Origin of the sequence: Hoeflea algicola (genome assembly GCF_026619415.1) — a bacterium.
Lineage (GTDB): Bacteria > Pseudomonadota > Alphaproteobacteria > Rhizobiales > Rhizobiaceae > Hoeflea > Hoeflea algicola.
In genome coordinates this window covers 2,041,784-2,068,708 of the sequence record NZ_JAOVZR010000001.1, presented here as the reverse complement: position 1 = coordinate 2,068,708, position 26,925 = coordinate 2,041,784, and the positions used below count along the sequence as shown (strand labels likewise).

Genomic DNA, 26,925 nt, shown 5'->3' with positions numbered 1-26,925 from the left:
GAATCCTGGAAGTTATTATATGTTGTTTTCCCAACTCGGCCTCTCCAAGGCCCTTCTCGACACGCTTGACGGTCTGCATCTGACGACGCCGACGCCAATTCAGGTGCAGGCGATTCCGCCAGTGCTGGAAGGCCGCGACGTCATCGGTCTGGCACAGACCGGCACCGGCAAGACCGCGGCCTTCGCGCTGCCGATCCTGCACCGGCTGGCGCCAGGCAAGCCCGCTGCACCGAAAAAGGTGCGGGCGCTGATCCTGTCGCCAACCCGCGAACTTTCCGCCCAGATCGCCAAGAGCGTCAAGGATTACGGCCGCAAGCTCAATCTGAGCTCGGCAGTTGTCGTTGGTGGCGTTTCCAGCCGTCCGCAGATCAAGGCGCTGGCAGGCGGCGTCGACATTCTGATTGCAACGCCGGGCCGGTTGATGGACCTGATCGAGCAACGCACGGTCTCGCTCAACGAAGTCGAAGTGGTGGTGCTCGACGAGGCCGACCAGATGCTCGATATCGGCTTCATGCCGGCAATCAAGCGCCTCCTGGCCATGACACCACAGGGTCGTCAGACGCTGTTGTTCTCGGCGACCATGCCGAAGGAAATCCGTCAGCTCTCCGACCGTCATCTCAAGGATCCGATCGAAGTGTCGGTGATCCCGGCCAAGAAGACCGCTGACCGCGTTGAACACTCGGTCATGCACATGCAGACGCCCGCCAAGATGGGTGCGCTGGCAAGCCTGATCCGTGATCGCAAGGGCGAACGGGTGATCGTGTTTACCCGCACCAAGCGCGGTGCCGACAAGGCCGTCAAACGGCTTGAAACCGATGGCATCAATGCTGCTGCCATTCACGGCAACAAGTCGCAGGGCCAGCGCGAACGCGCGCTTGCTGGCTTCCGCGCCGGTACTGTGCCGGTGCTGATTGCTACCGACATCGCCGCCCGCGGCATCGATGTGCCGGGTGTCAGCCTGGTGGTCAATTATGAATTGCCGAACGTGCCTGAAGTCTATGTTCACCGTATCGGCCGCACCGCGCGCGCTGGCGCCGAGGGCACTGCGGTGACCTTCTGTGCACCGGACGAGCGTTCGCTGCTCATGGATATCGAGAAGATGCTGAAGGTGGCAATTCCGGTCGATAACGCACCGGAAGGCACCTATGTCGACGCGCTGGCCGATCCGGATGGCGACTTCAAGCCACTCAGCCGTACCCAGCGGCCGCGTCAGGGCGCCAAGCCGCAGGGTCAGGGGCGCAAGCCGGGCCAGGGGCAGGGCCGCAAACCGGCCGGCTCCGGACAGCAGAGCGGCAAGCCTTCTAACGGTCAACACCCCGGCAACCGGCATCAGCCTGCAGCCGCCGCCAACCAGAATGGCGACCAGCCGGCATCGAAGCCGCGCCGTCGGCGTCGCAGCGGCGACCGTCGTCCGCGCCCCGAACAGGCCGGCGACCGCGCCACTGCCTAGGACTGACAATTTTTCGCCGGAGTACCGGCGAAACCAAATCGATGAATTTCTCACGGCGCAGCGGTTTTCCGCTGCGCCGTTTGCCTGTTACAGCGCCATTCGCGCCCGCCACCATTGTTTCGCGGGCCGGATCGTACTATCTGCGGGGCAGACAAACCTTTGGAGAACGGCTGATGAGCGACGAAGACGAAAAGACGACGGAACTGCCGTTGGGCAAGGAAGCGGAAGCCAACCTGTTCAAGTCGCGCTCGATTTTCATCTATGGCGGCATCAACCAGGAATTGGCGCACAAGATTTGTGCGCAACTGGCGGCGCTGGCAGCGGCAAGCGACGACGACATCCGCATTTTCGTCAATTCACCGGGTGGCCATGTCGAATCGGGCGATTCGATCCACGACATGATCGGCTTCATCAAGCCCAAGGTGATCATGATCGGCACCGGCTGGGTGGCTTCCGCCGGCGCGCTGATCTATGTCTCGGTGCCGAAGGAACAGCGCTTCTGCCTGCCCAATACCCGCTTCCTGCTGCATCAACCGTCTGGCGGCACCCGCGGCATGGTCTCCGATATCGAGATCCAGGCGCGCGAGATCATCAAGATGAACGAGCGGCTCAACAAGATCTTTGCCAAGGCCACCGGTCAGAAGGTTGAAAAGATCGCCAAAGACACAGACCGCGATTACTGGCTATCGGCCGAAGAGGCCAAGGATTATGGTCTGGTCGGCAAGATCATCACCAACCAGTCCGGACTCTGAGCCTGATTGATAGAATGATGAACGAGGCCTCCGCTGGCGTGAGCTGGCGGGGGTTTTGTTTAATATGTTCCGGGTCCTGTCTGCCGGTGTGATTTTCGCTCAGGATCGAGAATTGTGACATCGAGCCCAAGACGGGGTGCGAACACTTCCCCGCCAAGTGCTGTCAGGTGCCAAGCACCGGTCAATTGAACAGCGTTTTAAGGCCTTGATGCGGAGAACGATCCTGTTTTGCGTTCGATGCTGAACAACCAGTGAGGTCAGCCGCTTGATTCCGACACTTGAAACAGAACGCCTGCTGCTCAGGCCGCAGACCATGGCTGACTGGCCGGCTTACGCGCGCCTGATGATGTCCGATCAGGCCGTCTATCTGGATGGTCCGCATTCGCTGGGCGACGCCTGGGGCCTGTTTTGCCACAATCTGGCGCAGTGGCGGCTGATGGGGCAGGGCACGCTGATGATCGAGAGCCGCGAGACAGGTGAGTGCCTTGGCCAGGTCGGCATTCACTACGGGCCGCTGTTTCCCGAACACGAACTCGGCTGGCAGCTCTATCCGGGAGCCGAGGGCAACGGCTATGCCCTCGAGGCGGCGCAGGCCTTGCGCGACTGGGCCTTTGCTGTGCGCGGGCTCGAAAGCCTGGTCAGCCACATCGATCCGGAAAATCACGGCTCACGCAAACTGGCCGAGCGGCTGGATGCCGAGCTGATCCTGGATCCGGACCGTCCGGGGCCGGAGGTTCTGCTTTACCGGCATAAAATGTGAGTGGCGTCGGGTTTCAGGCAGCCAGCCGCTGGAAGATGACCTGATTACGTCCGCCGGCCTTTGCCGAGTAGAGACACTTGTCGGCCACACGGAACAGGTCGTCGTAAGCGGTATGCCCGCCGAAGGCCGCGCCGCCGACGCTGACGGAAAGCGCATGGGTTCTGGCTGATGGCGGGAACTCGATTTCATTGATATCTCGCCGAATGCGCTCGGCGACAATGCCGGCCTGATCGAGATTTGCTTTCGGCAGGAAGACGCCGAACTCCTCGCCGCCGATCCGCCCAACGATATCGCCTTGCCTGAGCGAGGTCTGGATGGTTTGTGCGATGAGCTTCAGCGCGACATCACCCTCCTGGTGACCAAAACGGTCATTGATTGATTTGAAATGGTCGGCATCGATGACCAGAAATGCTCCGGCGTTGTGTGCCGGCTGCCGCATCGCCTGTTGGAGATAGGCGTCGACCAACATCTTGAATGCGCCACGATTGAGAACCGCTGTCAGGTTGTCTGTCGAGGCGATAATGCTGATCTCGTGGTGGGCGATGGCCAATTGCCGCATCTTGTAGAGCAGCAGGAACAACAGCGGGACCGCCAGTCCGGTTGGCAGTAGTATGTCAACAATGATCGCACTGCTGAGTTCGGCATCAGTCATGCCGGAAAACCTGACGGAATCGACAATCAGGGTAGCACCAATGCAAAAAACCGTGCCGCCCAGGGTTCCGGCGATGACCCTGGCCCAGCCGGTAGCTGAAAAATCAAGCTTCACTCTTGCACCTGCTCCATTGCACCCTGATCATCACTGACCCAGATTGCAATAAAAGCCCGGAAACATATGCATTAGCTTTAATGTCTCAGCGTCAGTTGTGGGGGGTGTGTTCTTTGGTGCCCGGCACTCGCCGCAGGCGTTGCGTGCGCACAAAAAAGCCCCCGCCGGGCTTTGCCTGCGGGGGCTCACAATAGCTCACGTCACAAGCTTACGGCCCTCGACCGCAGCCTATCCCTGCTCAGGAAAAGTCCAGTGGGCGGTCGCCGTCAGCGTCCTTGATGCGGGTCGGCAGGCCGTTGTGGTTGAGGATGTTGAGGAACGGCTTGGGGTCGAGTTCCTCGACATTGGCCATCTTCTTGACGTCCCACTCGCCAGTGGCGACCAGCATGGCGGCGGCGACCGGGGGCACGCCGGCGGTGTAGGAGATCCCTTGCGAGCCCACTTCGTTGTAGGCGTCCTTGTGGTCGGCGACATTGTAGATGAAGACTTCGCGTTCCTGGCCGTCCTTGGTGCCTTTGACGAAATCACCGATGCAGGTCTTGCCGGTGTATTCGGGTGCCAGCGATGCGGGATCGGGCAGGCAGGCCTTGACCACTTTGAGCGGCACTACTTCTGAGCCGTCAGCGAGCTTGACCGGCTGTTCCGACAATAGGCCGATGGATTTCAGCACGGTGAAGACGTTGATGTAGTGATCGCCAAAGCCCATCCAGAAGCGCACATCGGCGCCATCCATGTTCTTGGCCAGTGAGTGGACTTCGTCATGGCCGCAGAGATAAGCCTTTGACGGGCCGACGACCGGCAGGTCGTAGGTCTTGCCGATTTCGAACATCTGGTTGGTCTGCCATTCGCCCTTCTGGAAGGAATAGACTACGCCAGTGAATTCGCGGAAGTTGATTTCCGGGTCGAAATTGGTGGCGAAATACTTGCCGTGGCTGCCGGCGTTGATGTCGACGATGTCTACATCGGTGACCTTGTCGAAATACTCATCCTTTGCGAGCTTGGCATAGGCGTTGACGACGCCCGGATCGAAGCCGGCGCCGAGGATGACGGTGACGCCCTTTTCAGCGGCTTCGTCAGCGCGCTTCCATTCGTAGTTGCCATACCAGGGTGGGGTTTCGCAGATCTTGCCCGGTTCTTCATGGATGGCGGTGTCGATATAGGCGGTGCCGGTGTCGATGCAGGCGCGCATCACCGACATGTTCAAAAATGCTGTGCCGACATTAATAACGATCTGCGAGTTGGTCGATTTGATCAGCGCCTTGGTGGCTTCGATGTCCATGGCATCAAGCGCGTGGCCCGCAAGAACGCCGGGCTGCTTCATGGCGTTCTTCTCACGAACCGAGGCGATGATGGCATCACATTTGGCCTTGGTGCGCGAGGCGATGTTGATGTCGCCGAGCACGTCATTGTTCTGGGCGCATTTGTGGGCGACGACCTGGGCGACGCCGCCAGCGCCGATGATGAGTACGTTCTTCTTCATGATGGGGGACTAACTCCTATGTCCAATCGTCAGATGCCTTAAGAGAGGCTGTGTTCAAAATCCGCGTAATCAAATTCGCGGACCGTTCTGATGCTGCCATCCAGCTCGCGGATGGCGATTGACGGCATACGCACGCCGTTAAACCAGTTTTTCTTGACCATTGTGTAACCGGCTGCGTCTTGGACTGAAATCCGGTCGCCGATGGCCAACTGTTCAGGGAAATTGAACTCGCCAAAGATATCGCCGGCTAGGCACGACTTGCCGCAGATCATGTAGCGGTGATCGCCAGTATCGGGTGCGATCTTGGCCTTTTCGCGGTAGATCAACAGATCCAGCATATGGGCTTCAATGGATGAATCGACAATGGCCAGATTCTTGCCATTGAAAAGCGTGTCGAGCACGGTGACTTCCAGCGTCGTCGATTTGGTGATCGAGGCTTCACCGGGTTCGAGATAGACCTGCACGCCATACTCGCCGGCAAAGCGCTTGAGCCGCTCGGCGAATTTTTCCAGCGGATAATCATCGCCGGTAAAATGAATGCCGCCGCCGAGGCTGACCCATTCGGCTTTCTTCAAGAGCGGGCCGAATTTTTGCTCGATCTCGCCCAGCATCTCATCAAACAGCGCGAAATCGCCGTTTTCGCAATTGTTGTGGATCATGAAGCCGGAGATCATCTCCATCACCGGCTCGACCTGTTTGAGATCCCATTCCCCAAGTCGCGAATAGGGCCGGGCCGGATCGGCCAGATCGAAGGTGGAGGAGGACACGCCGGGATTGAGCCGCAACCCGCGAGTGATGCCATCTGCCTTGTCGGCAAAACGAGTGAGCTGACCGATCGAATTGAAGATGATCTTGTCGGCGTGGGTCACCACCTCGTCGATCTCATGATCGGCATAGGCCACTGAGTAGGCGTGGGTTTCCTTGCCGAATTTCTCGCGGCCGAGTCGGACCTCGTAAAGCGACGAGGAGGTGGTGCCGTCCATGTAGTCGGCCATGAAATCGAACACCCCCCAGGTGGCAAAGCATTTCAGCGCCAGCAGCGCCTTGGCGCCGGAGAGTTCGCGCAGCCGGGCGATCTTTTCCATGTTGGAAAGCAGTTTCGACTTGTCGATCAGATAATAGGGGGTCTGGATCAAGGCCTGCTCCATTCAGGTGGCGGGGCGAGGAAGGGCGAGGGCGCACGTGCCGCTTTGGCAGCGGGTGTTCGGGGGGAGGTAGGGAATACCGGCGCCTGAGGCAAGTGGGTAGCAGGTTTTTGTAGCAAAAACGCTGACCTGACGCCAGTATGCGGGCAATTGCCATCGCTGCACTGTCCGGAACCGGGTGAATCGGCGCTAAACCCGGCAACAGCGGAGGTTCGGTGGCGCAAACGGCCTGCGCCGGGGCGGGCTATTTGACCTTGTTCTTCTTGACCTGGCGGATCATCTTGCCAAAAGCCTTGTCCTTGGAACGGCGCTCGGCAAGGCTTGCGGAATTGTGCCGGTCTTCGGCCAGCAGCTTGCGCCAGCGCGCCAGCCGCTCGATATCGACTGCACCGGTTGCAACTGCCGCCAGCACCGCGCAGCCGGGCTCTGTCTCGTGCCGGCAATCGCTGAAGCGGCAGGCGCCGGCAAGATCATCGAGTTCGGAGAATACTTCGGCCACGCCGGCGCCGACATCGGTGAGCTGGATTTCGCGCATGCCCGGTGTGTCGAGCACAGCGCAGCTGCCGGGCAGAATGTGCAATTGCCGGTGCGAGGTGGTGTGGCGGCCCTTGGCATCGTCCTCGCGGATTTCCTGGGTGGCGGCACTCTCGGTGCCTGACAGTGCATTGGTGAGCGTCGATTTGCCGACACCTGACGAGCCGAGAAAGGCAACTGTCTGGCCCGGCTTGCACCAGGGCGCGAGCTTGACCTTCGGCTCTTCGCCCCGGGCATCGAGCACCAGCACCGTGAGCGCGTTGGAAATCGCCTCCGCCTGTTCGACATAATCGGCCGGATCGTCGCACAGATCGGCCTTGGTCAGCAGGATCACCGGCGTCACCTCGGCCTCGAATGCCAGCGCGACATAGCGTTCCAGCCGCGCGACGTTGAAATCGGCGTTGCAGGAGGTGACGACAAAGGCGGTGTCGATGTTGGCGGCGATCAACTGCACCTGGCGGTCATGGCCGGCGGCGCGGCGCTGGATCACGCTCTTGCGATCGAGCAGCCGGCTGGCGCTGGGCAGAACGTGGTTGAACAACAGCCAGTCGCCGACGGTGGCATCGGCGCGCGGCGGCAGCATCTCGTCAATGCCGTCGCCCAGCACCCGAAGCCCGCTGCGGTGTACCTCGGTGACCCGCACCGGCGGAGTTTCGGCCAGCTCATTGATGTCGGTCTGCTGGGCATAAAACGGCTGCCAGCCGAGCTCTTGCAGCACCGACAGCGCCGGCTTCGGCGTGCCCGACTTGGCGACGTCGCCGGGCTTGGCGTCGGCCTTGCCGGTGGAAAGCGTGAATTTCGAATAGTCTCGTGACATGACGACTGGCTTTCCTGCGCCGGGGCGGCCGGGGCTGAGATAACAGAGCTTTGATGACGAAGCATCACCGCGCCGTCAGCGGTCGACTATAGCGGTGCAGTGTCCGCGTTCCCACTGATGATTTGATTGGAAGCCCGAAGCAACGCCACGATCTGCTTTAGCGTTGCCGAAAAGCCGCCATGACAAATCCCCCGCGGGCAAAAATCCGCCGACGGGTCTGGTTCGATGTGGTGTCCGGCGACTGTCTGCGACAGTCCGGAATGCGGAGCGCGCAGCTGGTGTGCCCCAATAAAATGTTTGGGGGTTGGCACGGATCATGGTCCTGTCCCGCCCGAATGGTAGGAGTGCTTTTGAAAATCGACCGGAAGCTTTGCCCAACCAGGAAAGATTTGGAAATGGACACTGCCCGTGCAACGCTCAAGTGATGAGTACACCCATCTGGGTATCTCTGTTGAAGCAATTGTTGGCAAAAGCAGATGAACTATTCATTTTTTGCAGGAGAGTATTCATGAGGACGATTTTATCAGGCGTTGCACCGACAGCGGCGTTGCTGTGGTTGTTTGTTTTGAGCGGCGCAACCTCTGTTGTAGCCCAACAACTTGATGTGCACATTATCGAGCGCGCCAGTGAAGATCTCGATACGTGCTCGTATGGTCAGGTAGCCGGATTAAAGGCGGGGGTGATGGTTTCCTCGCCGTGCGAAAAGGCCCCGGTTCCGATCATGCCAAAATTGACGAGTTGAAAAACGGCGACAACGTCTGGCTGTTTGAAACAAGAGGCAAATGGATTGGCGTAGTGTATGGCGTGGAAAGCCTGTCCTGCAGCCCGATTGACGCTGATCGTCCCGTTCACAAAGGTGGCAAGAAGGGGTGGGTCCATCAAAACTGGGTGGAAGTCCTGGCTGGCTGACCTGAATCTCGAGAAGTTTCATCGGGGATACTCTGTCAGTTGTTATCCTGAGCCCGCGCGCCCGGACAGGCCTGGGCGCGTGAACCTCCCATGATTGCAGGTATGAAGCATGATCCGCGCGAAGTTCCGACTCGGGAACGGTACCAAGCTCGGCGCAGAGGAAGCAACTGCCGAGCTCGGCAATGAGTTCTTCCCGGGCGCGTTCGCTGCGGTCCTTGGCATATCGGGAAAAGATCACGCCCCGCACGATCAGGCGACGCGGTCCGGTGTGAACAAGCCCCGCACCGCGAAGACTGGCAATGGCATCGCGAGAAACCTCTCTCCCCGCCCCATATGCCACGTAAGCAGCTTCGTTCAATCCTGAGACTCAACAAGCACTAATGAGCGCTAGGTGTCGCAATTTCGATATGGCCACAGAAAAATACATCCTATCGTAGTGAGCAGTTAGGGAGCTCGGGAGTTGCTGGAAGATGAACGCTGACGTGGATGCGAAACGGACGGACGGCATTTGGAAATCAGGCGGTGGGCGTGGCCGCAGAACTCCAAAGGGACGTCAGCTTGAAGATCAGGCTTGGGCGGAGGTAAAGGCGCTGCTGGGCGATGGACCGCACCGCCGTGATCTTCTGATCGAATACCTGCACCTCATCCAGGACGCCTATGGCCATCTGTCGGCTCGTCATCTGCGCGCGCTTGCCGAAGAGCTGCGCACTGGAATGGCCGAAATTTGGGAAGTCGCAACGTTCTATGCGCATTTTGATCCGGTTAAGGAGAATGAAACGCCGCCACCCGACCTGACAATCCGGGTTTGCGATTCGCTATCGTGCGAGATGGCGGGTTCCGAAGCCCTGCTTGCCGCCCTGAAAGCCGGGCACGATCCGAACAAGGTCCGTGTCTTGCGTGCTCCCTGCATGGGCCGGTGCGACACGGCGCCGGTGCTGGAAATCGGCCACCGTCACGTCGATCATGCAACGCCTGACAAGGTCGACACGGTGTTGGCGAAGGGCCATTTCCACGCCGAAATTCCTGACTATGAGGACCTGGCTGCTTATCAGGCTGCGGGCGGTTACGCCAAGCTGGCCGAATTGCGCGCATCCGGCAACTGGGAAGAAGTTCAGGAGATGGTTCTCTCCTCCGGGCTTCGTGGTCTCGGTGGAGCCGGTTTCCCGTCAGGCCGCAAATGGGGTTTTGTTCGCGCCAATCCCGGGCCGCGCTATCTCGCGGTCAACGGCGACGAGGGTGAGCCCGGCACGTTCAAGGACCGTCACTATCTCGAGCGCACGCCCCACCTGAAGCTCGAAGGCATGTTGATCGCCGCATGGGCGGTCGAGGCGGAGCGTTGCTTCATTTACATGCGCGATGAATATCCGGCAGTCCTGCATATCCTGCGCACCGAAATCAAGGCGCTGGAAACAGCAGGGATCGTCGCATCTGGCTATATAGAACTCCGTCGCGGCGCCGGCGCCTATATATGCGGCGAAGAAAGCGCGATGATCGAGAGTATTGAAGGCAAGCGCGGCATTCCGCGCCTGCGCCCGCCCTACGTGGCGGCTGTGGGCATTTTCGGCCGGCCCACGCTGGTGCACAATGTCGAGACGCTGCACTGGATCACCCGTATCTGCCGTGAAGGGCCGCACATCCTTTCTTCCATTGAGAAAAATGGCCGAAAGGGCCTCCGTTCCTACTCGGTTTCTGGTCGTGTGGCTCACCCCGGCGTCCACCTCTTGCCTGCCGGTTCGACCATCATGGATGTCATTGAATCTTGTGGCGGGATGGCTCCGGGACACGAATTCAAAGCCTATCAGCCGGGCGGTCCTTCCTCGGGGTTGTTGCCGGCGTCGTTAAATGACGTGCCGCTCGATTTCGACACGCTACAGGCGCATGACACGTTTATCGGCTCGGCGGCTGTGGTGGTTCTTTCCGACAAGGACAGCGTCAGGCAGGCAGCGCTGAACATGCTGCGTTTTTTTGAAAGCGAAAGCTGTGGTCAGTGCACGCCATGCAGGGTCGGTTGCGAGAAGGCCGTAAAGCTAATGCAGGCGCCGAAATGGGATACGGGGCTTCTGGACGAACTCTGCGGTGTCATGGCCGATGCATCGATCTGTGGACTCGGACAGGCGGCGCCCAACCCGATCCGTCTGACGATGAAACATTTCCCCGAGGAGATCTGACGTGACCGAGCAAATCCGCTTTACCCTGGACGGCCAGGAAGTCTCGGCAGCCCCCGGCGAGACGCTGTGGGAAGTGGCCAAGCGCCACGGCACAAATATCCCCTATCTCTGCCACAAGGATCAGACAGGCTACCGCCCGGACGGAAATTGCCGGGCCTGCGTTGTCGAGATTGAAGGCGAGCGCGTACTGGCGGCCTCCTGCTGCCGGCAACCATCGAACGACATGATCGTCAAGACCGGCAGCGATCGTGCGAAGAAATCGCGCGAGATGGTCATGGAGCTTCTCCTGGCCGATCAGCCGGAGCAATCAAAGGCCCACGACGCCTCGGCGCATTTTTGGAACATGGCCGCGGCCAATGATGTTCAATCCAGCCGTTTTCCAAAACTCGAACCCGACCACATTCCGCTGCTCGATGACAGCCATGTTGCAATGCGCGTCAATCTCGACGCCTGCATCCAGTGCGGACTCTGCGTCCGCGCCTGCCGCGATGTGCAAGTCAATGATGTGATCGGCATGGCAGGCCGGGGGCATCAGGCCTATCCAGTGTTCGACATGGACGATCCAATGGGAGAATCGACCTGCGTCGCATGCGGGGAATGCGTGCAGGCCTGTCCGACGGGCGCGCTGATGCCGGCAACTGTGATCAACAAAGATCAGGTCGGCGACCGCGCCGATTTCGACACCGAAGTCACCTCGGTCTGCCCGTTCTGCGGGGTCGGCTGTCAGGTTTCGCTGAAGGTCAAGGACGGCAAGGTCAAATATGTCGAGGGCATCAACGGCCCGGCAAACGAGGGCCGGCTGTGCGTCAAGGGCCGTTTCGGTTTCGACTACATTCACCACCCGCACCGGTTGACCAAACCGCTGATCCGGCGCGACGACGCGCCGGCCAAGGGGCTGAACGTGGATCCTGCCAACTGGCAGGAATTCTTCCGCGAAGCCACATGGGACGAAGCCCTTGATAGGGCCGCCAACGGCTGGAAGGCGCTGACCGAAAAACATGGCGGCGGAACGGTCGCTGGTTTCGGCTCGGCAAAATGCTCCAATGAGGAAGCCTACCTCTTTCAGAAGCTCATCAGGCAGGGCTTTGGTCACAACAATGTCGACCACTGCACCCGGCTCTGCCATGCCTCATCGGTTGCGGCACTTTTGGAAAATGTCGGCAGTGGCGCCGTGACGGCGAGCTTCAACGAGGTTGAACATGCCGATGTGGTCATTCTCATCGGCTGCAATCCGGTGGAAAACCACCCAGTGGCCGCAACCTATTTCAAGCAGTTCACCAAGCGCGGCGGCAAACTCATCGTCATGGATCCGCGCGGCGTCGGACTGAGCCGATTTGCCACCTCGATGCTGAAGTTCCGCCCCGGCGCTGACGTGTCGATGCTCAACGCGATCATGCACACGATCGTCGAAGAGGAGCTCTACGACAGGCAATATATCGAGGCCTATACGGAAAACTGGGAGGCCCAGAAGGCGCATCTCGCAAACTTCCCGCCAGAAAAAATGGAAGCATTTTGCGGTATCCCTGCCGCGACGCTGAGGCAGGTGGCGCGCGACTTCGCCACCGCGAAGTCCGGCATGATCTTCTGGGGAATGGGCGTGTCACAGCACATCCACGGAACCGACAACTCGCGGTGCCTGATCTCACTGGCATTGATGTGTGGCCATGTTGGACGACCGGGCACCGGGCTGCACCCGCTTCGCGGCCAGAACAACGTGCAGGGTGCCTCGGACGCCGGCCTGGTCCCGATGTTTCTGCCCGATTACCAGACAGTCACCGACGACAGCATCAGGCGGCATTTCACGACATTGTGGGGTTCGGACGACTTTTCAAGCGAGAAGGGCCTTACGGTCACCGAGATCCTCGATGCGGTTCACGCCGGACAGATCAAGGGCATGTATATCCTTGGCGAGAATCCGGCGATGTCCGATCCCGACTTGAATCATGCCCGCGAGGCGCTGGCCAAGCTCGACACCCTCGTCGTGCAGGACATCTTCCTGACCGAGACGGCGAATTATGCTGACGTGATCCTGCCTGCCGCCGCATTTTACGAGAAGAACGGGACGGTAACAAACACCAACCGGCAGGTGCAGATGGGCCGCGCCGCTGTTGCCCCTCCGGGCGAGGCGCGCGAGGATTGGGCGATCACCATGGCGCTGGCCAATCGGCTTGGTCTCGGCTGGACCTACAGCCACCCGCGCGAAGTATTTGCCGAGATGAAATCGGGGATGAAGTCCCTCGATAACATCACCTGGGACCGGTTGGAGCACGAAGGAGCCGTCACCTATCCGTCGCTTTCTCCACAAGACCCCGGTCAGGTAATTGTCTTTGGTTCAGGCTTTCCGCGCGACGGCGGACGGGCGAAGTTTACGCCGGCCAGCATCATCGCGCCCGCGGAACTGCCGGATGCGGACTATCCAATGATCCTGACCACCGGCAGACAGCTCGAACACTGGCATACCGGGTCGATGACACGCCGTTCGGTGGTGCTTGATGCGGTCGAGCCTGAGGCCAATTGCTCGCTCCATCCCGCCACGCTTCGCAGGCTCGGGGTCGAGCCGGGCGGGCACGTGCGGTTGACCACGCGGCGCGGCACGATCTCGCTGATGGCCCGCGCGGACCGGGCCGTTTCGGAGGACATGGTGTTTGTTCCCTTCGCCTTTGTCGAGGCCGCCGCCAATGTGCTGACCAATCCCGCGCTCGACCCCTACGGGAAGATACCGGAGTTCAAATTCGCAGCGGTTCGTGTGGAACGGGAGTAGGGTGCAGGTTCGACCCTCTCCCTTCACGGCACCTTCTATGGGCATGACAATATCGATGCGCATTTGCAGCAATGAGGCCTTTCCACCGGGCGTGAAGACGGCGAAATTCCGGGGATGAGAAATGATGTAGATCATCTTCCGTCAGTTCAGTAAGAATAATTGACACGAGAACCTCAATTATCGATGGGCTAATTTGGGATCTATTGCAAATATTTAATATGTGCGAGGAAGAAACGTTTGGGACGAACGATCAGAAAATAGTTGCAAATGCGTCGAGTTGCTCAGCAAATGATGGGTTTTAGTTGCAAGAATACATACCTTGTTGCTTTTGTATCATTTGAAACATCTCAATACCGGCAAGCGTTATTGCCGCGCTTGAAAAAAGATTGAAGCCGAGCTTCGGCCTGACACGCCACTTGATCCTGCGGTGATCTTGCTCAATACGGGTATTCAGGTACTCGTTTTGCCGGATAACAGATCGGCGTTGTATGAATATTTCTCTTTTCCTGAAGCTGGCTGATCACATCGCAGGAAATGCTGGCTTCCCTGTCCGTCTGGTTGCCGTCAATTACAGTGCGCTGCGGACGACCATGCCGTTCAATAAAGGCTTTCCAATGTGGATCCCACCGAACGGCGACGAGCGCCGCCATATACATCGCGCAGCGGACACGTGGTCGGCTTCCATGGATTGCCCGCTTGCCCTTGTAGAACCCCAATTCCCTGGCGTGAGGTACCGAGCCGACGAGACTGGCAATCAATCGCCGGTTGACTTGCTCAAGTTCCGATATCGAAGCCATTAGATGATTGGCAGTTTGCGGTCCGACACCGGGGACCGATTGCGGTAGCTGGTTCTGCTCATTCAGATCCTCCTGCGCGCCGATATGTGCGTTGATCTGTTTGTGCAGCGCTTCTCGGCGCTTCGTTAGTGAACGGATCGAAGCTTTGATATCTTTTTGATGAAAGCGTTATCGGCAACAGAGAGACGGTTTTGCTCAGCCGTGATCATGTTCACAATGTTGTCCCGTCTGGCTTGAAGCTCGTGAAGACGCAGGCGGTGCAATTGGATCGGTGTGGCGTGTTCGGGGCGAAGCGCCTCTCCCATCGTGCATAGAATCTGAGCGTCCAGTCTGTCGGTCTTTGCCAGCAAACCAGCGGCACGGGCGAATTGAGGAGCCCGCAACGGATTCACGCGCGCAGAGGAAACGCCACGGTCCTCAAGGCATGCAATCAGAACGCGATCATACCGGCCTATCGCCTCAAAAATTTGCATGACGTCGCCAGTCAGGCCTTGCGCCTATTTGGTCAAAAGACCCCGTCGATTGGAAACACGGGTGAAGCGCTGATTGGAAGCGGTGAACACATCGTTCCAGTCCTTGGCGACATCAACACCGATATAGGCCTGTAGCCAAAGCGACGCCGCCACCTTCTTCAGGGCTTCCCGCAAAACAATATCGTCCGACTGCACCCTTCCGTAACGCATGGTCGATCTATGTGTTCAGCACTTCACACGCCCGCCGCTGGCTCACGCCGTGCCTTCCACACGCATGATCCACAGCCTGTCTCTTTGCGGTGGGCGTTACCACTTTCGCGAGACGACATCCTTCAAAATGGCGTTGCCCAGTATATGCTCCGCAGCAGCTTTTTGGGCTTGGCGTTCGTATCTTCGAGCGCCTTCAGCTTGCGGCACACCTCCGCAGTCGGCATCCCCGTTTATTGTTCCTTGATCATGCCCGCTCTCGGCAGATTGCTGCGCAATCGTCTGCCGGGCAATGGATGATCTGTTCGTCGCTGAAACGTGATGATCTCATTTGTCCGTCTCCTATCAGAAGACGACTTCTAAACAAAGCTGGATGAAGAAACGGGGCTCAGGTCACACCTCCCCCTTGCCATCTCGCCCCACCGCGGCTATCTTTTCCCCATGAGCAAGACCACGCGCCCCTCCGAGACCTCTTTCGCCCGCTTTGCAGCGGCGACGATCTCGCATGCGCGTCTTGGCGGCCTGCTACTCCTCGCACTTAGCGGCGATCGCCGGGCTCGTTGAGGAGCGTCCGGCGGTCGATACGCCGCTGACGCGACCCTGCTCCTCTCGCGACTTTACATTTTTTCCTGAATGCAACATGACGGCCCCCTAGCGCCTGTTGACGCCGCCTCATCGCGACGCCGGGCCCGGGCCAGGAAACGAGAGAAGACCATGACCGCACATTCTTCATCCGGACAGAAGGGCATGCCGACGGCATCGCAGAAATACCACGCCTATCCGTTGATCGATCTTGCAGACCGGACCTGGCCGTCCAAGCGCATCGACACCGCGCCAATCTGGTGCTCGGTGGATTTGCGCGACGGCAACCAGTCGCTGATCAACCCGATGGGGCACGACCGCAAGGCGCGGATGTTCCAGCTGCTGCTCGACATGGGGTTCAAGGAAATCGAGATCGGGTTTCCGTCGGCCTCGCAGACCGATTTTGATTTTGCCCGCTGGTGCGTGGAAGAGGGCGGCGTGCCTGATGATGTGTCGCTGCAGGTACTGGTGCAGTGCCGGCCCGAGCTGATCACCCGCACGTTCGAGGCGCTGGAGGGCGCCAACCGGCCGATCATCCATTTCTACAATTCGACATCGGAGCTGCAGCGCCGGGTGGTGTTTGACAAGGATGTGGCCGGAATCAAGCAGATTGCTGTCGATGCGGCGAAGATGATCAAGGAGATGGCGGAGAAGGCCGGCGGCGATTTCCGGTTTGAATATTCGCCGGAAAGCTTTACCGGCACCGAGTTGGAAGTGGCGCTGGAGATTTCCAATGCGGTGATCGAGATCATTGCCCCTACGCCCGACAACAAGCTGATCCTCAACCTGCCGTCGACGGTGGAAATGGCGACGCCCAACATCTATGCCGACCAGATCGAGTGGATGTGCCGCAACATCGACAACCGCGAAAACGTGCTGATCTCGCTGCACCCGCACAATGACCGCGGCACCGGCATTGCCGCAACCGAACTGGCGCTGATGGCAGGCGCCGACCGGGTCGAGGGCACCTTGTTTGGCAATGGCGAGCGCACCGGCAATGTCGATGTGGTCGCTTTGGCGCTCAACATGTTCACCCAAGGCGTCGATCCGAAGCTCGATTGCTCGGATATCGAGCGGATGAAGGCGGTGTTCGAATATTCCAACGAGATGAAGATCCCCGAGCGGCATCCATACGTCGGCGAACTGGTCTACACCGCGTTCTCCGGCTCGCATCAGGATGCGATCAACAAGGGCATGAAGGCGCTGCGACAGGCCAACAAGCCGGAGTGGGAAGTGCCCTATCTGCCGATCGATCCCAACGATGTCGGCCGCACCTACGAGGCGATCATCCGCATCAACTCGCAATCGGGCAAGGGCGGTATCGCCTATATCCTGAAGGAGGATTACGGGCTCGATCTGCCGCGCAACCTGCAGGTGGAATTCCGCGAGGAAATCCAGAAGATCACCGATGACGAGGGCGTGGAACTGCCGCCGCAGCGGATCTACGAGAGCTTCATGGAGGTCTATGTCAACCAGACCGGAGCGCGGCTCGGCTATGTCGATCACCACACCCATACCGACCCGGCAAGCCCCGGCGTGCGGGTTGTCTCGGCGGAGATCACCGACAATGGCGAGACCAAGCGCATCGAGGGCCGCGGCACCGGGCCGATCGATGGCTTCATCAATGCGCTGTCGACTTATCTCGGCTTCTCGCTGACCGTGGCCAATTATTCCGAGCACTCGATGCAGCACGGCTCCAATGCGGCTGCCATCTGCTACATGGAAATGGAAACGCCAGCGGGCAAACTGTTTGGCGCCGGCGTCAACACCAACATCTCCGCCGCCTCGCTGGCCGCGGTGGTGTCGGCGGCCAACCGGGCGCTGGCCAAGGCCAAGGGCTGACATAAAGCTTGAGAGGCTGCCGCGGCGACAGGGCTGCGGCGGTTTCCGCTGATCGGGAAGAGGACGTGCCGTGACGGGGCTTTTGATCAAGACATCGGGTGCCGCAACCGGCGAGCCGCTGGTGCTGCTGCATGGTTTTGGCGGCGATGGTTCGGCCTGGGACGCGGTGCTTGCCGGGTTGGGAGAGGATATCCGCACGCTGGTGGTCGATCTGCCCGGCCATGGCGGCTCGCTCAATTCCGAAGGCCGCGGCGGCGCCGGACGGATGGCCAAGGCGATACTCGCCGGGCTTGATGACGCCGGTGTCGAGCGGTTTCACCTGGCCGGTCATTCGATGGGCGGGGCGGTGGCGGCGCTGATCGCCATGCGCGGGCCCGACCGGGTCAAGTCGCTGACGCTGGTGGCGCCGGGTGGGATTGACAGCAAGATCAATGCCGAATTGCTGGGGCGCTATGCCAAGGCTGCCACAGCGGAAGAGCTGCGTGCCTGCCTTGCGGAGATGTCGGCGCCGGGGTTCGAGGTGCAGCAAGCGGTTGTTGATCGCTTTGTTGCGGCCCGCGCCCGGCCCGGCGCGCTGGAAGCCCTTGATGAAACCTACCAGGCGATGTTTCCCGAAGGCCCCGACAAGGGGCAGGGGGTATTGCCCAGCGATGCGTTGTCAGCGCTTGGTATGCCGGTGGCGGTGATCTGGGGCAGCGCCGATGCGGTGTTGCCATGCCCGTCGCCACGCGCCCTGCCAGCCCATTTTGCGCTCAGCGTCCTGCCGGAACTCGGCCACATGCTGCCCGAGGAAGCACCCGATGCGCTGGTCCGCGTGCTGCGCCAGGCGATCGCTGCCGACGCTTGAGACCGTTTTTGGGTGATGGCGCCGGATCTTTACCACGAACACAATCGCTGATGCCCTATTGTCGCCATCAAGGCCGGTCTGTGCTAACCAATTGTTAACCAATTGTGCCGGAACCGCGCCATGACAGATCATACCGTGCCTACATCGCCTGATCGTCGGCTTGCCGACATCGTCAGGGAAGTCAAGATTGCAGTTGCCGACCGGACCGATGTGGTGGTCGACATGCGCGACGCCGTTCGGGCGCGGCTGGAATTGCTGGCGCTCGAAATCAAGCCGGTTCTTGACGAGATCGACCCCACCGATGACCGCTTCGATTTCGGCATATCGCCGGGGCTGCAGCCGCGATTGTGGATCGATGCGGTGGCGCATGTGCACATGGGCAATGACCGCAGGGTGTTTCGCTTCGTGCGCGATACCCGTCTTGGCCGGGTGGTGATGTCGGAGACCCCGGACATGTCGGCAACTGCCGACGCGGTGACGCGCTATATCGCCGAGCGGGTGATCGAGCGCGAGCGGATTCTTTCAGGCGATTTCGAAAGCATGAAGGCGCTGGCTGGTGCAACTGAAGCGACGGCGCGCCAATCCGACGCCGGCAGCAATGAGACCGCGCGCAGCGCGCAGGACGGTTCGGTCAGTCCGGCAGCCGCTGACGCGCAGCCACAGGCCTGGGACGCGGATGGTGCCGAGGAAACGAGGCCACAGCAGACCGCGGTCGCGGCTTCGAGCCTGCAAACCGAAATCCCGCCCAAGAAGGCCTCGCGCGGCAGCGGTTTCGTGCTCGGCGCGTCCTGGTTCATTCTCGGCTGTGTTGCCGGCGCCGCGGTGCTGGTGGTGGCGTTGTGGGACCGGCTTACGGCGTTTATCGGCTGAGGCTTGTTATCAGCTGAGGCCACTATTCATACCGGGTCGCCGCCGATCACCCCGATCTTGTGGGCTTCAAAGCCTGTGCCTTTGTCAGACAGGCGCATTCGGGTGTGTTCAAGCCGCCAGTTGCCGGGCTCTCCCTCAATGTCAAACTGATTGAAACCGGCAGTCGGACGGCTGCTGCCCGGTCCCTGGCTGGCCGAAGCAATGCCCACCACCGGCACCAGTCCGTCGCGTCCCTTGAGATGATAGAGCGTGTCGAGATGGGTGTGGCCATGCAGCACCAACTCGGCGCCATGGAGCTTGAGCATCTTGGCAAACCGCGCCGTGCCGCGCATCCGCTTGTGCCAGCTTGCGGCACCGGGCACCGGCGGGTGGTGGATCAGGATGACGCGGAACAGGCCTTCTTCCTTTGCCTTGTCGAGCAACGCGCCGGCAGCGCGGGCCTGCTTGTGGCCGAAATCCCCCGTCGCCATGAAAGGCAGGGTGGCGTTGGCCGTCGACAATCCAATCAGCGCCACCGGGCCGCGGCGGCGGAAACTCGGAAACAGCGGCGCTTCGGGCACGGCGTCGTCAGAAATCATCCAGGGGCGCCAGGCTGTGGTGGTGCGGGCAAAGGCGCCGGGCACATAGGCATCATGGTTGCCGGGCACCAAAGTCGTCAGCGCCGGGTCGAACAGGTTTTCCAACCACAGTCGCGCGGCTTCGATTTCGGCGCCGGTTGCCAGGTTGACGAGATCGCCGGTGATGGCGACATGATCGGGTGCGGCCGCGCGAATTTCTGCGACCACCTGTTCGAGCGTATTGCCGAAAAGATGCTTGCGGCGATTGCGGTGCCAGTTCACAAAGCCAGTGATCCGCTTGGAAGCGAGTTCGGCCAGTGTCACCCGGGGCAGCGGCCCGAGATGGATGTCGGAAATATGAGCAAGTCGAAACATGGTGTGAGCATTAGCGATCCCGGCAACGCCCCGCAAGCGCCACAGGGGGACTCACCGCCGCCTGAAATGCGCAACTGGAAGGCCAGACTTGTCACCCGGGTGCTGCATGTCTGGTTTGCGCTCTCGCGCGGCATGACGCTTGGCGTTCGCGCAGCCGCGTTTGACGATCAGGGCCGGGTGTTTCTGGTGCGTCATTCCTATGTGCCCGGCTGGCACATGCCGGGTGGCGGGGTCGAGCGCGGCGAAACGCTGGCTCAGGCGCTGGAAAAGGAACTGCGCGAAGAGGGCAATCTGCAGATTTTTGGAGAGCCCGAGCTGTTTGCGGTCTATTTCAACCGCCGCACCAGTGTCCGCGACCATGTTGCGTTTTACCGTTGCCGGGTGCGCCAGACAGCGCCGAAGCTGGCCGACCGGGAAATTCTCGAGGCCGGATTTTTCCCGCTGGACGGTCTACCCAAGGGCGTGACGGCTGCGACCCGGCGGCGACTGGCGGAATTGTCTGGCGACCAGGCCGCGAGTGATGAATGGTAAATTCGGCCTCAGGTTAAAGGCCGAGCTGCGTCTGAAATGACGCCCATCGAAGTTCCGCCGCGCTGCGCTTTGGCGCCACTACCCTTGAATGCAGCAGGAACAGGCTTACCTTTGCCGGGCCTGCGATTGTTGTTTTTTAGTGAATTCCCACCGCTACGGGCGCATTGCACTTCCGGCCCAATCCGTTTTTGAGAAGAAGACCATGGCAAGCATCTTGTCGATTCAAAATCTTTCCAAGCAATATGAGGGCGGCTTTCAGGCGCTGAAAAACGTCAACCTCGACATCGAGGAAGGCGAAATTCTGGCCCTGCTTGGCCCCAATGGTGCGGGCAAGACGACGCTGATCTCGATCATCTGCGGGCTGGTCAACGCCAGTTCCGGCACGGCCACGGTCGGCGGCTTCGATGTGGTCAAGGATTTTCGGCAGGCGCGCTCGCTGATCGGGCTGGTGCCGCAGGAAATCGCGCTTGAACCGTTCCAGAGTGTGATTGACGGGCTGCGCTTTACCTGCGGGCTGTTCGGAAAACCCAAGGATCCGGCGTTGCTCAGGAGCATCCTCGAAAAACTGTCACTATGGGACAAGCGCGACGCCAAGACCATGGAACTGTCGGGCGGCATGAAGCGGCGCGTGCTGATCGCCAAGGCGCTGTGTCACGAGCCGCGGGTGCTGTTTCTCGACGAGCCGACGGCCGGCGTTGATGTCGAATTGCGCAAGGAGATGTGGGAGGTGGTGCGCCAGCTCAAGGATGACGGCGTCACCATCATCCTGACCACCCACTACATCGACGAGGCCGAGGCGATTGCCGACCGGGTCGGAGTGATCCGCAGCGGCGAATTGCTCTTGGTGGAGGAAAAGGATCTGTTGATGCAGCGCATGGGCAAACGGCAGATGCGGGTGGAACTGATGCAGCCGCTCGATGTCATCCCCGAAGCGCTGAGCCGCTACAATCTCGAATACTCGGCCGAAGAGCAGACATTGATCTATTCCTACGAAGCCAATGGCGAGCGCACCGGAATTGCATCGCTGTTTGCCGATCTCGGCAAGGCCGGCATCATCCTGCGTGATGTGCAGACACGCGAAAGCTCGCTTGAAGACATCTTTGTCGGGCTGGTGGAGGACAAATCATGAATTTCAGAGCCGTCAGTTCCATCTATTCTTTCGAGATGAAGCGGTTTTTCCGCACCCTGTCACAGAGCCTGATTTCGCCAGTTCTGTCGACGTCGCTGTATTTCATCGTCTTCGGTGCGGCCATCGGTTCGCGCATCCAGGAAGTCGACGGCGTCAGCTACGGCGCGTTCATCGTGCCTGGCCTGATCATGCTGTCGGTGCTGACCCAGAGCATTTCCAACGCCTCGTTCGGGATCTATTTCCCGAAATTCATCGGTTCGATCTACGAGGTCCACACCGCGCCTATTTCCTATCTGGAGATCGTGATGGGCTATGTGGGGGCGGCAGCCTCCAAGGCGCTGCTGATCGGTCTGGTGACGTTGCTGACGGCTGCTTTCTTCGTTCCGTTCGAGATCATGCATCCCGGCGCGATGATTGCGTTTCTGGCGCTGACCTCGATCTCGTTCAGCCTGTTTGGCTTCATCATCGGGCTTTGGTCGAAGAATTTCGAGCAGTTGCAGATGGTGCCGCTGCTGGTGATCACGCCGCTGGTGTTTCTCGGCGGCAGTTTCTATTCGATCTCGATGCTGCCGCCGTTGTGGCAGACGGTGACGCTGTTCAATCCGGTGGTCTACCTGATTTCGGGCTTCCGCTGGAGCTTCTACGGCACTGCCGATGTCAATATCGGCATCAGCCTGGCGATGATCGCGCTGTTCATGTTCACCTGTCTCGGCATTATCTGGTGGACCTTCAAGACCGGCTTCAAGATCAGAAGCTGATCCGGGCAGGTCACGGCGCAGGCCGGGTCACTGGCAAATTGCGGAGAGCGCCGGCCACCAGACCGACGCTCCCGCCAAGGTGTCCTACACGTTGCGGATAACGGTTTCGAGCATGGCGCGGACTTCGCCCGCGACCTCGGTCAGACGCTGGTTGCCGACAGCCTGCATGGAGGCTACCGGATCGACTGCGCTGACGGTGATTTCGCCCGCGCCGGTGTCGCGGATGATGACGTTGCAGGGCAGCATGGCGCCGATCCGCGGCTCGATGCCGATCGCCTCATAAGCCATTTTCGGATTGCAGGCGCCGAGAATGAGATAGGGCGGCATGTCGGCGTCGAGCTTCTTTTTCATTGTTGCGGCGACATCGATCTCGGTCAGCACGCCGAAACCATTTTTTGCTAGTGCAGCCCGGGTCCGCTCGGTGATGGCGTCGAATCCTGAATCCTTGAATGTTCGGTCAATTGTATAGGACATGCGCTGTCTCCTTGGCTTCCCGGTGATGGGGCATAATCCTATATATGTGTGTTTATTTATATATCAATGCATGGCCGTGCCTGCAGCGTCCCTGAGCCAATTAAGGGCGCGACGCTGCAGCCCATTGCTCAGGCCGCCTTTTTCAGCGTGTCACGGCCATGCGGCGCGTTCAGATCAAGCTTCGGACCGACGGGGACGATGCCGGTCGGGTTGATGGTGTCGTGGCTGCCGTAATAATGGTTCTTGATGTGATCCATGTTCACGGTCTCGGCGATGCCGGGCATCTGATAGAGCTCGCGCAGATAGCCTGAAAGCGCCGGATAATCGGCAATACGGCGGATGTTGCATTTGAAATGGCCGACATAGACCGGATCGAAACGCACCAGCGTCGTAAACAGCCGCCAATCGGCTTCCGTCAACGTGTCGCCTACCAGATAGCGCTGCGCCTGAAGCCGCTCGTCGAGCATGTCGAGCGTCTGGAACAGCTCGGTGACGTGCTCCTCATAGGCTTGCTGGGTGGTGGCGAAGCCCGCCTTGTAAACGCCGTTGTTGACCTTGTGGTAGACGGTCTCGTTGATCTCGTCGATTTCAGTCCTGAGCGCCTGCGGATAGAAATCCGGCGCTGGCTTGGCGATGGCGTCGAAGGCCGAATTCAGCATGCGGATGATTTCGGAGGATTCGTTGGAAACGATGGTTTTGGTCTTCTTGTCCCACAGCGTTGGCACCGTCACGCGACCGGTATAACCAGGATCGGCGGCGACATAGACCTGCCAGAGAAAATCGGCGTTGCCGAGATGATCGCTGGTGCCGCCGTCGCGGTCGTGGAATTCCCAACCGTTCTCGGCCATGTGCGGATCAACGACCGATACCGAGATCGCATCTTCGAGCCCCTTGAGCTTGCGGAAAATCAGCGTCCGGTGCGCCCACGGGCAGGCGAGTGAAACATAAAGGTGATAGCGGCCGGCCTCTGCGGCAAACCCGCCGGTACCCGACGGGCCCGGTGCGCCGTCGGCTGTTACCCAGTTGCGGAACGAGGCCTGCTTGCGCTTGAAATGGCCGCCTGTTGATTTCGTGTCGTACCAGACGTCCTTCCAGACGCCATCTACCAGCATACCCATGAGCATTCTCCTTTGCCCAAGACATAAGACGGCAACGGCAAAAAGCGAAGGAAATGAAGGTGAACGGTGCGTTTTGCATTGGACGACGATGAATTGCTTTGCTATGGGCGAACCACCAGAAGGAAAACCGGATGCCCGCCACGGCTTTGCGACGACGCTGAAAAGACCTACCCCGCGCTTTTTGCGGGCGCTGCCTTATGTCTTGTCGTCTGTTTCCGGATAATGCCCATGCCCTGCCATGATCTCGTCTTTCTTGCCGAAGACCCGTCTTACGACGCGGCCATCGACCTCATCAATCAAGAGGCTTTCGGGCCCGGCCGCTTCGTGCGCGCCGCCGAACGGGTTCGCGAACAGGGGCCACATGACCGTGGCATCTCCTTCGTCGCCGCCGACAAGGGCGAGATCATTGCCTCGGTGCGGATGACGCCGGTGTTTGCCGGGCATGTTGCCGGTCATCTGCTTGGGCCGCTGGCGGTGCGTCCATCCCACAAGAACCTCGGTATTGGCCGCGAACTGGTTCGGATCGCGCTGGCGGCGGCGCAAAACAGCGCAAGCCAGGTGACGTTGCTGATTGGCGATCCGCCTTACTATGGACCGCTCGGGTTTGCACCCACGATCCCGGGTGCGCTTGAGATGCCGGGTCCGTTCGACCCGCGGCGTCTGCTCGCTGCCTGTTTTGGTGATGTCGAGGCTGCGGTGCTGAAGGGTGAAATCCGGCATCGCGACCGCGGGTAGGCCGGCAAGGACGCGCGAGCTGTTTTATCGGCCCTCGCGGAACCAGGTAGCGCCCAGCGCCAGAATCATCAGTGCAAGCCCGAGGAAGCCGGCAAACAGCGGCAGAGACCGTACGCCCTTGAGCACGCTTTCATTGCTGGCGCGCAGGCCCATGCGGTCGCCGGCATTGATGCTGGAGGAACGGACCGGCAATATTTGCGGCAGATCGCTGGCAGATGCATTGACGCGCACGGTCAGGCCGCCGCTGAGCGCGGAAAGCGGCGCGAGTGCCTCGGTGGTGGAGACTGTGGCGCGGAATTCGGGCGCATCGACGGCGCCGACATGGGCGAGTGCCGACAAATCGCCGGCGGAGACTTCCACCAGGCCCGGTTCCTCCAGCGTCAGTTCGGCACTGAACAGCCCGTCGCCCGAGGGCGCGAGAACCACGTCGCGCACCGCGCCGGATGGAAGCTTCACGGTAACGGGGCCGGTGGTGTCGGCCATGGTCTGGCGCTCGATTGTCAGCTTGCGGCCAAGTGCTGTGGCGCGCAGCGCTTCTTCCTCGAGCGAGGGCTCCTTCATCAGCCAGTGGGCGATGCGGCGGTAGAGCGCGACATGCGGTCCGCCACCTTCGAAACCACGGGCCCAGAGCCAGCCCTGATCGGACAACAGCATCGCCACACGGCCATCGCCATGGCGGTTGAGGATCAGCAGCGGCTCACCATCGGCGCCGCGCATCACCTCGTCACCGACCGTATCGTGCACGGCAATTGTGCGGAACCAGCGGCCCCAGTCGGGGGGCTCGGAGGCGCCGCCGGGCAGGTCGCGGGTCACCGGGTGACGCTTGCCGGCATCCGACAGTCGTGGGTAAAACCCGGCTTTGGTGACTTCGCCGGTCGGCAATGCCGGCAGAGCGGGCGCTAGCGGAGTTTCGGCTATCGAGCCGAGGCCAGCATATTCGGGCCCGGCGGCGATCAGCAGCGCGCCGCCGTCTTCGACATAGCGGGCGATGTAATCGTAATAGAGCACCGGCAGCACGCCACGGTTCTGGTATCGGTCGAAAATGATCAGGTCGAATTCGTCGATCTTTTCGACAAACAGTTCGCGGGTCGGAAATGCAATCAGCGACAGTTCAGCGATCGGCGTGCCGTCCTGCTTTTCCGGGGGACGCAAAATGGTGAAATGCACCAGATCGACAGAGGCATCGGACTTGAGCAGATTGCGCCAGGCGCGCTCGCCGGCATGGGGTTCGCCGGAGACCAGCAGCACACGGAGGTTTTCGCGGATGCCCTCGATCAGCGCCACCGCACGGTTGTTGGCAGGCGTAACCTCGTCGTCGATGACATCGACGGAAAACTCGATGATGTTCTCGCCGCCGCGTGGCAGATTGAGATAGAATGATGCTTCCTGTCCCGGAGTGGCGACCTCGGTGGCGATCTGCTTGCCATTGATACGCACGCTGACGGCCACCGGTGCGGAAACGCCCGAGGCGCCGTCCTCGCTGACACGATAGATGATTTCCTGGTCTTCGCCGACGATGCCGAAGCGCGGGCTGCGAACCACCTCGACGCGTCGGTCGATCTCGTTTTCATCGCCGACGATCAGTGCGTGCAACGGTGCGTCGAACCCGAGGGCGGTGATCGAACCGGGGATGTCATGGACCTGGCCGTCGGTAATCATCACCGCGCCGGCAAGCCGGGAGCTGGGCACATCTCGGATGCCGGACGCTAACGCCTCGAACAGGCGGGTGGAGGGCGATTGCGCGTCGGGATCGGTGACAGCTTCGATGATCCGGGTTTCAAACGCCGGGTAGCGGGCAAGCCGGTCGGTCAGCGCCTTCAGCGCCGCTTCGGTGCGCGCGGTGCGGTCAAGGCTGATCTGGCTTGGACTGCGGTCGACGACGATGGCGACGACGCTCGAGACCGGTTCGCGGTCCTCGAAATTGGCCACCGGATTGGCCAGCGCCAGCACCAGGGCTGCGAGCGCCAATGCGCGGAGCAGGGCGCCGCGCATGCGCCTGAACAGCGCCCAGCCGATCAGCAGCAAGGCGAAAATCGCGATGGCAAGGATCAAGGGCAACGGCAGCAGCGGGGAGAAAGCCAGGCTCAT

At 60.3% G+C, this 26,925-nt stretch carries 27 protein-coding genes and 1 pseudogene; 15 read left to right on the top strand and 13 right to left on the bottom strand.

The window, feature by feature from the left end; all coding sequences use genetic code 11:
- Nucleotides 1–19: 19 nt before the first annotated feature.
- The 3 genes from OEG84_RS10205 to OEG84_RS10195 all read left to right on the top strand — a co-directional run bounded on the left by OEG84_RS10205 (nt 20) and on the right by OEG84_RS10195 (nt 2,962).
- The gene (locus OEG84_RS10205) at nt 20–1,450 is read left to right on the top strand and encodes a DEAD/DEAH box helicase (protein WP_267653658.1); all 1,431 of its coding nucleotides are present in this window, start codon (nt 20–22) and stop codon (nt 1,448–1,450) included.
- Between the two features lie 173 nt (nt 1,451–1,623).
- Entirely contained in the window at nt 1,624–2,202 is a 579-nt protein-coding gene (locus OEG84_RS10200) for an ATP-dependent Clp protease proteolytic subunit (RefSeq protein WP_267653657.1), read from the top strand.
- 265 nt (nt 2,203–2,467) lie between these two features.
- Nucleotides 2,468–2,962 carry a GNAT family N-acetyltransferase gene (locus OEG84_RS10195; RefSeq protein WP_267653656.1) on the top strand — a complete coding sequence of 165 codons (495 nt, stop codon included), beginning with the start codon at nt 2,468–2,470 and terminating at the stop codon, nt 2,960–2,962.
- A 13-nt stretch (nt 2,963–2,975) separates the two neighbouring features.
- On the opposite strand, the gene OEG84_RS10190 is transcribed toward OEG84_RS10195, so the two are convergent.
- The 4 genes from OEG84_RS10190 to rsgA form a co-directional block, all read right to left on the bottom strand.
- A complete protein-coding gene (locus tag OEG84_RS10190) occupies nt 2,976–3,728 on the bottom strand; it encodes a GGDEF domain-containing protein (protein ID WP_267653655.1) in 753 nt (250 codons plus the stop codon).
- A gap of 238 nt (nt 3,729–3,966) precedes the next feature.
- Nucleotides 3,967–5,208, bottom strand: a complete 1,242-nt coding sequence (locus OEG84_RS10185) for a saccharopine dehydrogenase family protein (protein WP_267653654.1) — start codon at nt 5,206–5,208, stop codon at nt 3,967–3,969.
- Between the two features lie 38 nt (nt 5,209–5,246).
- The gene (locus tag OEG84_RS10180; RefSeq protein WP_267653653.1) at nt 5,247–6,344 is read right to left on the bottom strand and encodes a carboxynorspermidine decarboxylase; all 1,098 of its coding nucleotides are present in this window, start codon (nt 6,342–6,344) and stop codon (nt 5,247–5,249) included.
- Nucleotides 6,345–6,597: 253 nt separating this feature from the next.
- A complete protein-coding gene (rsgA, locus tag OEG84_RS10175) occupies nt 6,598–7,704 on the bottom strand; it encodes a ribosome small subunit-dependent GTPase A (RefSeq protein ID WP_267653652.1) in 1,107 nt (368 codons plus the stop codon).
- Between the two features lie 424 nt (nt 7,705–8,128).
- Here rsgA and OEG84_RS10170 point away from each other — a divergent pair, with 424 nt between their 5' ends.
- Nucleotides 8,129–8,446, top strand: a complete 318-nt coding sequence (locus OEG84_RS10170; RefSeq protein WP_267656311.1) for a hypothetical protein — start codon at nt 8,129–8,131, stop codon at nt 8,444–8,446.
- Entirely contained in the window at nt 8,347–8,613 is a 267-nt protein-coding gene (locus tag OEG84_RS10165; RefSeq protein WP_324288191.1) for an SH3 domain-containing protein, read from the top strand. Before OEG84_RS10170 ends, OEG84_RS10165 begins: the two co-directional genes overlap by 100 nt.
- 88 nt (nt 8,614–8,701) lie before the next feature.
- On the opposite strand, the pseudogene OEG84_RS10160 reads toward OEG84_RS10165, so the two are convergent.
- A pseudogene (locus OEG84_RS10160) lies at nt 8,702–8,885 on the bottom strand (zincin-like metallopeptidase domain-containing protein); the annotation flags it as partial.
- A 198-nt stretch (nt 8,886–9,083) separates the two neighbouring features.
- On the opposite strand from OEG84_RS10160, the gene OEG84_RS10155 reads away from it, so the two are divergent.
- Together OEG84_RS10155 and fdhF are read left to right on the top strand one after the other, a co-directional pair.
- Nucleotides 9,084–10,781, top strand: a complete 1,698-nt coding sequence (locus OEG84_RS10155; RefSeq protein ID WP_267653651.1) for an NAD(P)H-dependent oxidoreductase subunit E — start codon at nt 9,084–9,086, stop codon at nt 10,779–10,781.
- Nucleotide 10,782: 1 nt separating this feature from the next.
- Nucleotides 10,783–13,542: a formate dehydrogenase subunit alpha gene (fdhF, locus tag OEG84_RS10150; RefSeq protein WP_267653650.1), complete on the top strand. Its 2,760-nt coding sequence runs from the start codon at nt 10,783–10,785 to the stop codon at nt 13,540–13,542.
- Nucleotides 13,543–13,840: 298 nt separating this feature from the next.
- Here the strand turns inward: fdhF and OEG84_RS10145 are convergent, their stop codons facing one another.
- Genes OEG84_RS10145 through OEG84_RS10130 form a run of 4 tightly spaced genes read right to left on the bottom strand, consistent with a single transcriptional unit; the run spans nt 13,841 to nt 15,022 of the window.
- On the bottom strand, nt 13,841–13,984 hold the full coding sequence (locus tag OEG84_RS10145; RefSeq protein WP_425602908.1) for a DDE-type integrase/transposase/recombinase: 144 nt from the start codon (nt 13,982–13,984) through the stop codon (nt 13,841–13,843).
- The gene (locus tag OEG84_RS10140) at nt 13,980–14,405 is read right to left on the bottom strand and encodes an IS110 family transposase (RefSeq protein ID WP_267656150.1); all 426 of its coding nucleotides are present in this window, start codon (nt 14,403–14,405) and stop codon (nt 13,980–13,982) included. Before OEG84_RS10140 ends, OEG84_RS10145 begins: the two co-directional genes overlap by 5 nt.
- 59 nt (nt 14,406–14,464) lie before the next feature.
- Entirely contained in the window at nt 14,465–14,812 is a 348-nt protein-coding gene (locus OEG84_RS10135) for an IS110 family transposase (protein ID WP_267653649.1), read from the bottom strand.
- A gap of 24 nt (nt 14,813–14,836) precedes the next feature.
- Nucleotides 14,837–15,022, bottom strand: a complete 186-nt coding sequence (locus OEG84_RS10130; protein ID WP_267653648.1) for a hypothetical protein — start codon at nt 15,020–15,022, stop codon at nt 14,837–14,839.
- Between the two features lie 711 nt (nt 15,023–15,733).
- On the opposite strand from OEG84_RS10130, the gene leuA reads away from it, so the two are divergent.
- The 3 genes from leuA (at nt 15,734) to OEG84_RS10115 (ending at nt 19,160) form a co-directional block, all read left to right on the top strand.
- Nucleotides 15,734–17,443 carry a 2-isopropylmalate synthase gene (leuA, locus tag OEG84_RS10125; protein WP_267653647.1) on the top strand — a complete coding sequence of 570 codons (1,710 nt, stop codon included), beginning with the start codon at nt 15,734–15,736 and terminating at the stop codon, nt 17,441–17,443.
- 70 nt (nt 17,444–17,513) lie between these two features.
- Complete coding sequence (locus OEG84_RS10120) at nt 17,514–18,290, top strand: alpha/beta fold hydrolase (protein WP_267653646.1); 777 nt, start codon at nt 17,514–17,516, stop codon at nt 18,288–18,290.
- Between the two features lie 120 nt (nt 18,291–18,410).
- Nucleotides 18,411–19,160 carry a hypothetical protein gene (locus tag OEG84_RS10115; protein WP_267653645.1) on the top strand — a complete coding sequence of 250 codons (750 nt, stop codon included), beginning with the start codon at nt 18,411–18,413 and terminating at the stop codon, nt 19,158–19,160.
- A gap of 26 nt (nt 19,161–19,186) precedes the next feature.
- Here OEG84_RS10115 and OEG84_RS10110 read toward each other — a convergent pair whose 3' ends face one another.
- A complete protein-coding gene (locus tag OEG84_RS10110; RefSeq protein ID WP_267653644.1) occupies nt 19,187–20,092 on the bottom strand; it encodes a metallophosphoesterase family protein in 906 nt (301 codons plus the stop codon).
- A 66-nt stretch (nt 20,093–20,158) separates the two neighbouring features.
- Between OEG84_RS10110 and OEG84_RS10105 the strand changes: the two genes are divergently transcribed.
- From OEG84_RS10105 to OEG84_RS10095, 3 genes are all read left to right on the top strand, one after another.
- Nucleotides 20,159–20,623 (top strand): NUDIX domain-containing protein, encoded by a 465-nt coding sequence (locus OEG84_RS10105; protein WP_267656149.1) that lies wholly within the window; start codon nt 20,159–20,161, stop codon nt 20,621–20,623.
- Nucleotides 20,624–20,825: 202 nt separating this feature from the next.
- Nucleotides 20,826–21,752: an ABC transporter ATP-binding protein gene (locus OEG84_RS10100; RefSeq protein WP_267653643.1), complete on the top strand. Its 927-nt coding sequence runs from the start codon at nt 20,826–20,828 to the stop codon at nt 21,750–21,752.
- On the top strand, nt 21,749–22,510 hold the full coding sequence (locus tag OEG84_RS10095) for an ABC transporter permease (RefSeq protein ID WP_267653642.1): 762 nt from the start codon (nt 21,749–21,751) through the stop codon (nt 22,508–22,510). Before OEG84_RS10100 ends, OEG84_RS10095 begins: the two co-directional genes overlap by 4 nt.
- An 84-nt stretch (nt 22,511–22,594) precedes the next feature.
- Here OEG84_RS10095 and OEG84_RS10090 read toward each other — a convergent pair whose 3' ends face one another.
- Entirely contained in the window at nt 22,595–22,984 is a 390-nt protein-coding gene (locus OEG84_RS10090; RefSeq protein ID WP_267653641.1) for a DUF302 domain-containing protein, read from the bottom strand.
- A 128-nt stretch (nt 22,985–23,112) separates the two neighbouring features.
- On the bottom strand, nt 23,113–24,102 hold the full coding sequence (locus OEG84_RS10085; RefSeq protein ID WP_267653640.1) for a glutathione S-transferase family protein: 990 nt from the start codon (nt 24,100–24,102) through the stop codon (nt 23,113–23,115).
- Between OEG84_RS10085 and OEG84_RS10080 the strand changes: the two genes are divergently transcribed.
- Complete coding sequence (locus OEG84_RS10080) at nt 24,101–24,325, top strand: hypothetical protein (RefSeq protein ID WP_267653639.1); 225 nt, start codon at nt 24,101–24,103, stop codon at nt 24,323–24,325. The two genes, OEG84_RS10085 and OEG84_RS10080, sit on opposite strands and share 2 nt — an antisense overlap.
- Before the next feature lie 5 nt (nt 24,326–24,330).
- On the top strand, nt 24,331–24,837 hold the full coding sequence (locus tag OEG84_RS10075) for a GNAT family N-acetyltransferase (protein ID WP_267653638.1): 507 nt from the start codon (nt 24,331–24,333) through the stop codon (nt 24,835–24,837).
- Nucleotides 24,838–24,861: 24 nt separating this feature from the next.
- Here the strand turns inward: OEG84_RS10075 and OEG84_RS10070 are convergent, their stop codons facing one another.
- Nucleotides 24,862–26,925, bottom strand: a complete 2,064-nt coding sequence (locus OEG84_RS10070; protein ID WP_267653637.1) for a hypothetical protein — start codon at nt 26,923–26,925, stop codon at nt 24,862–24,864.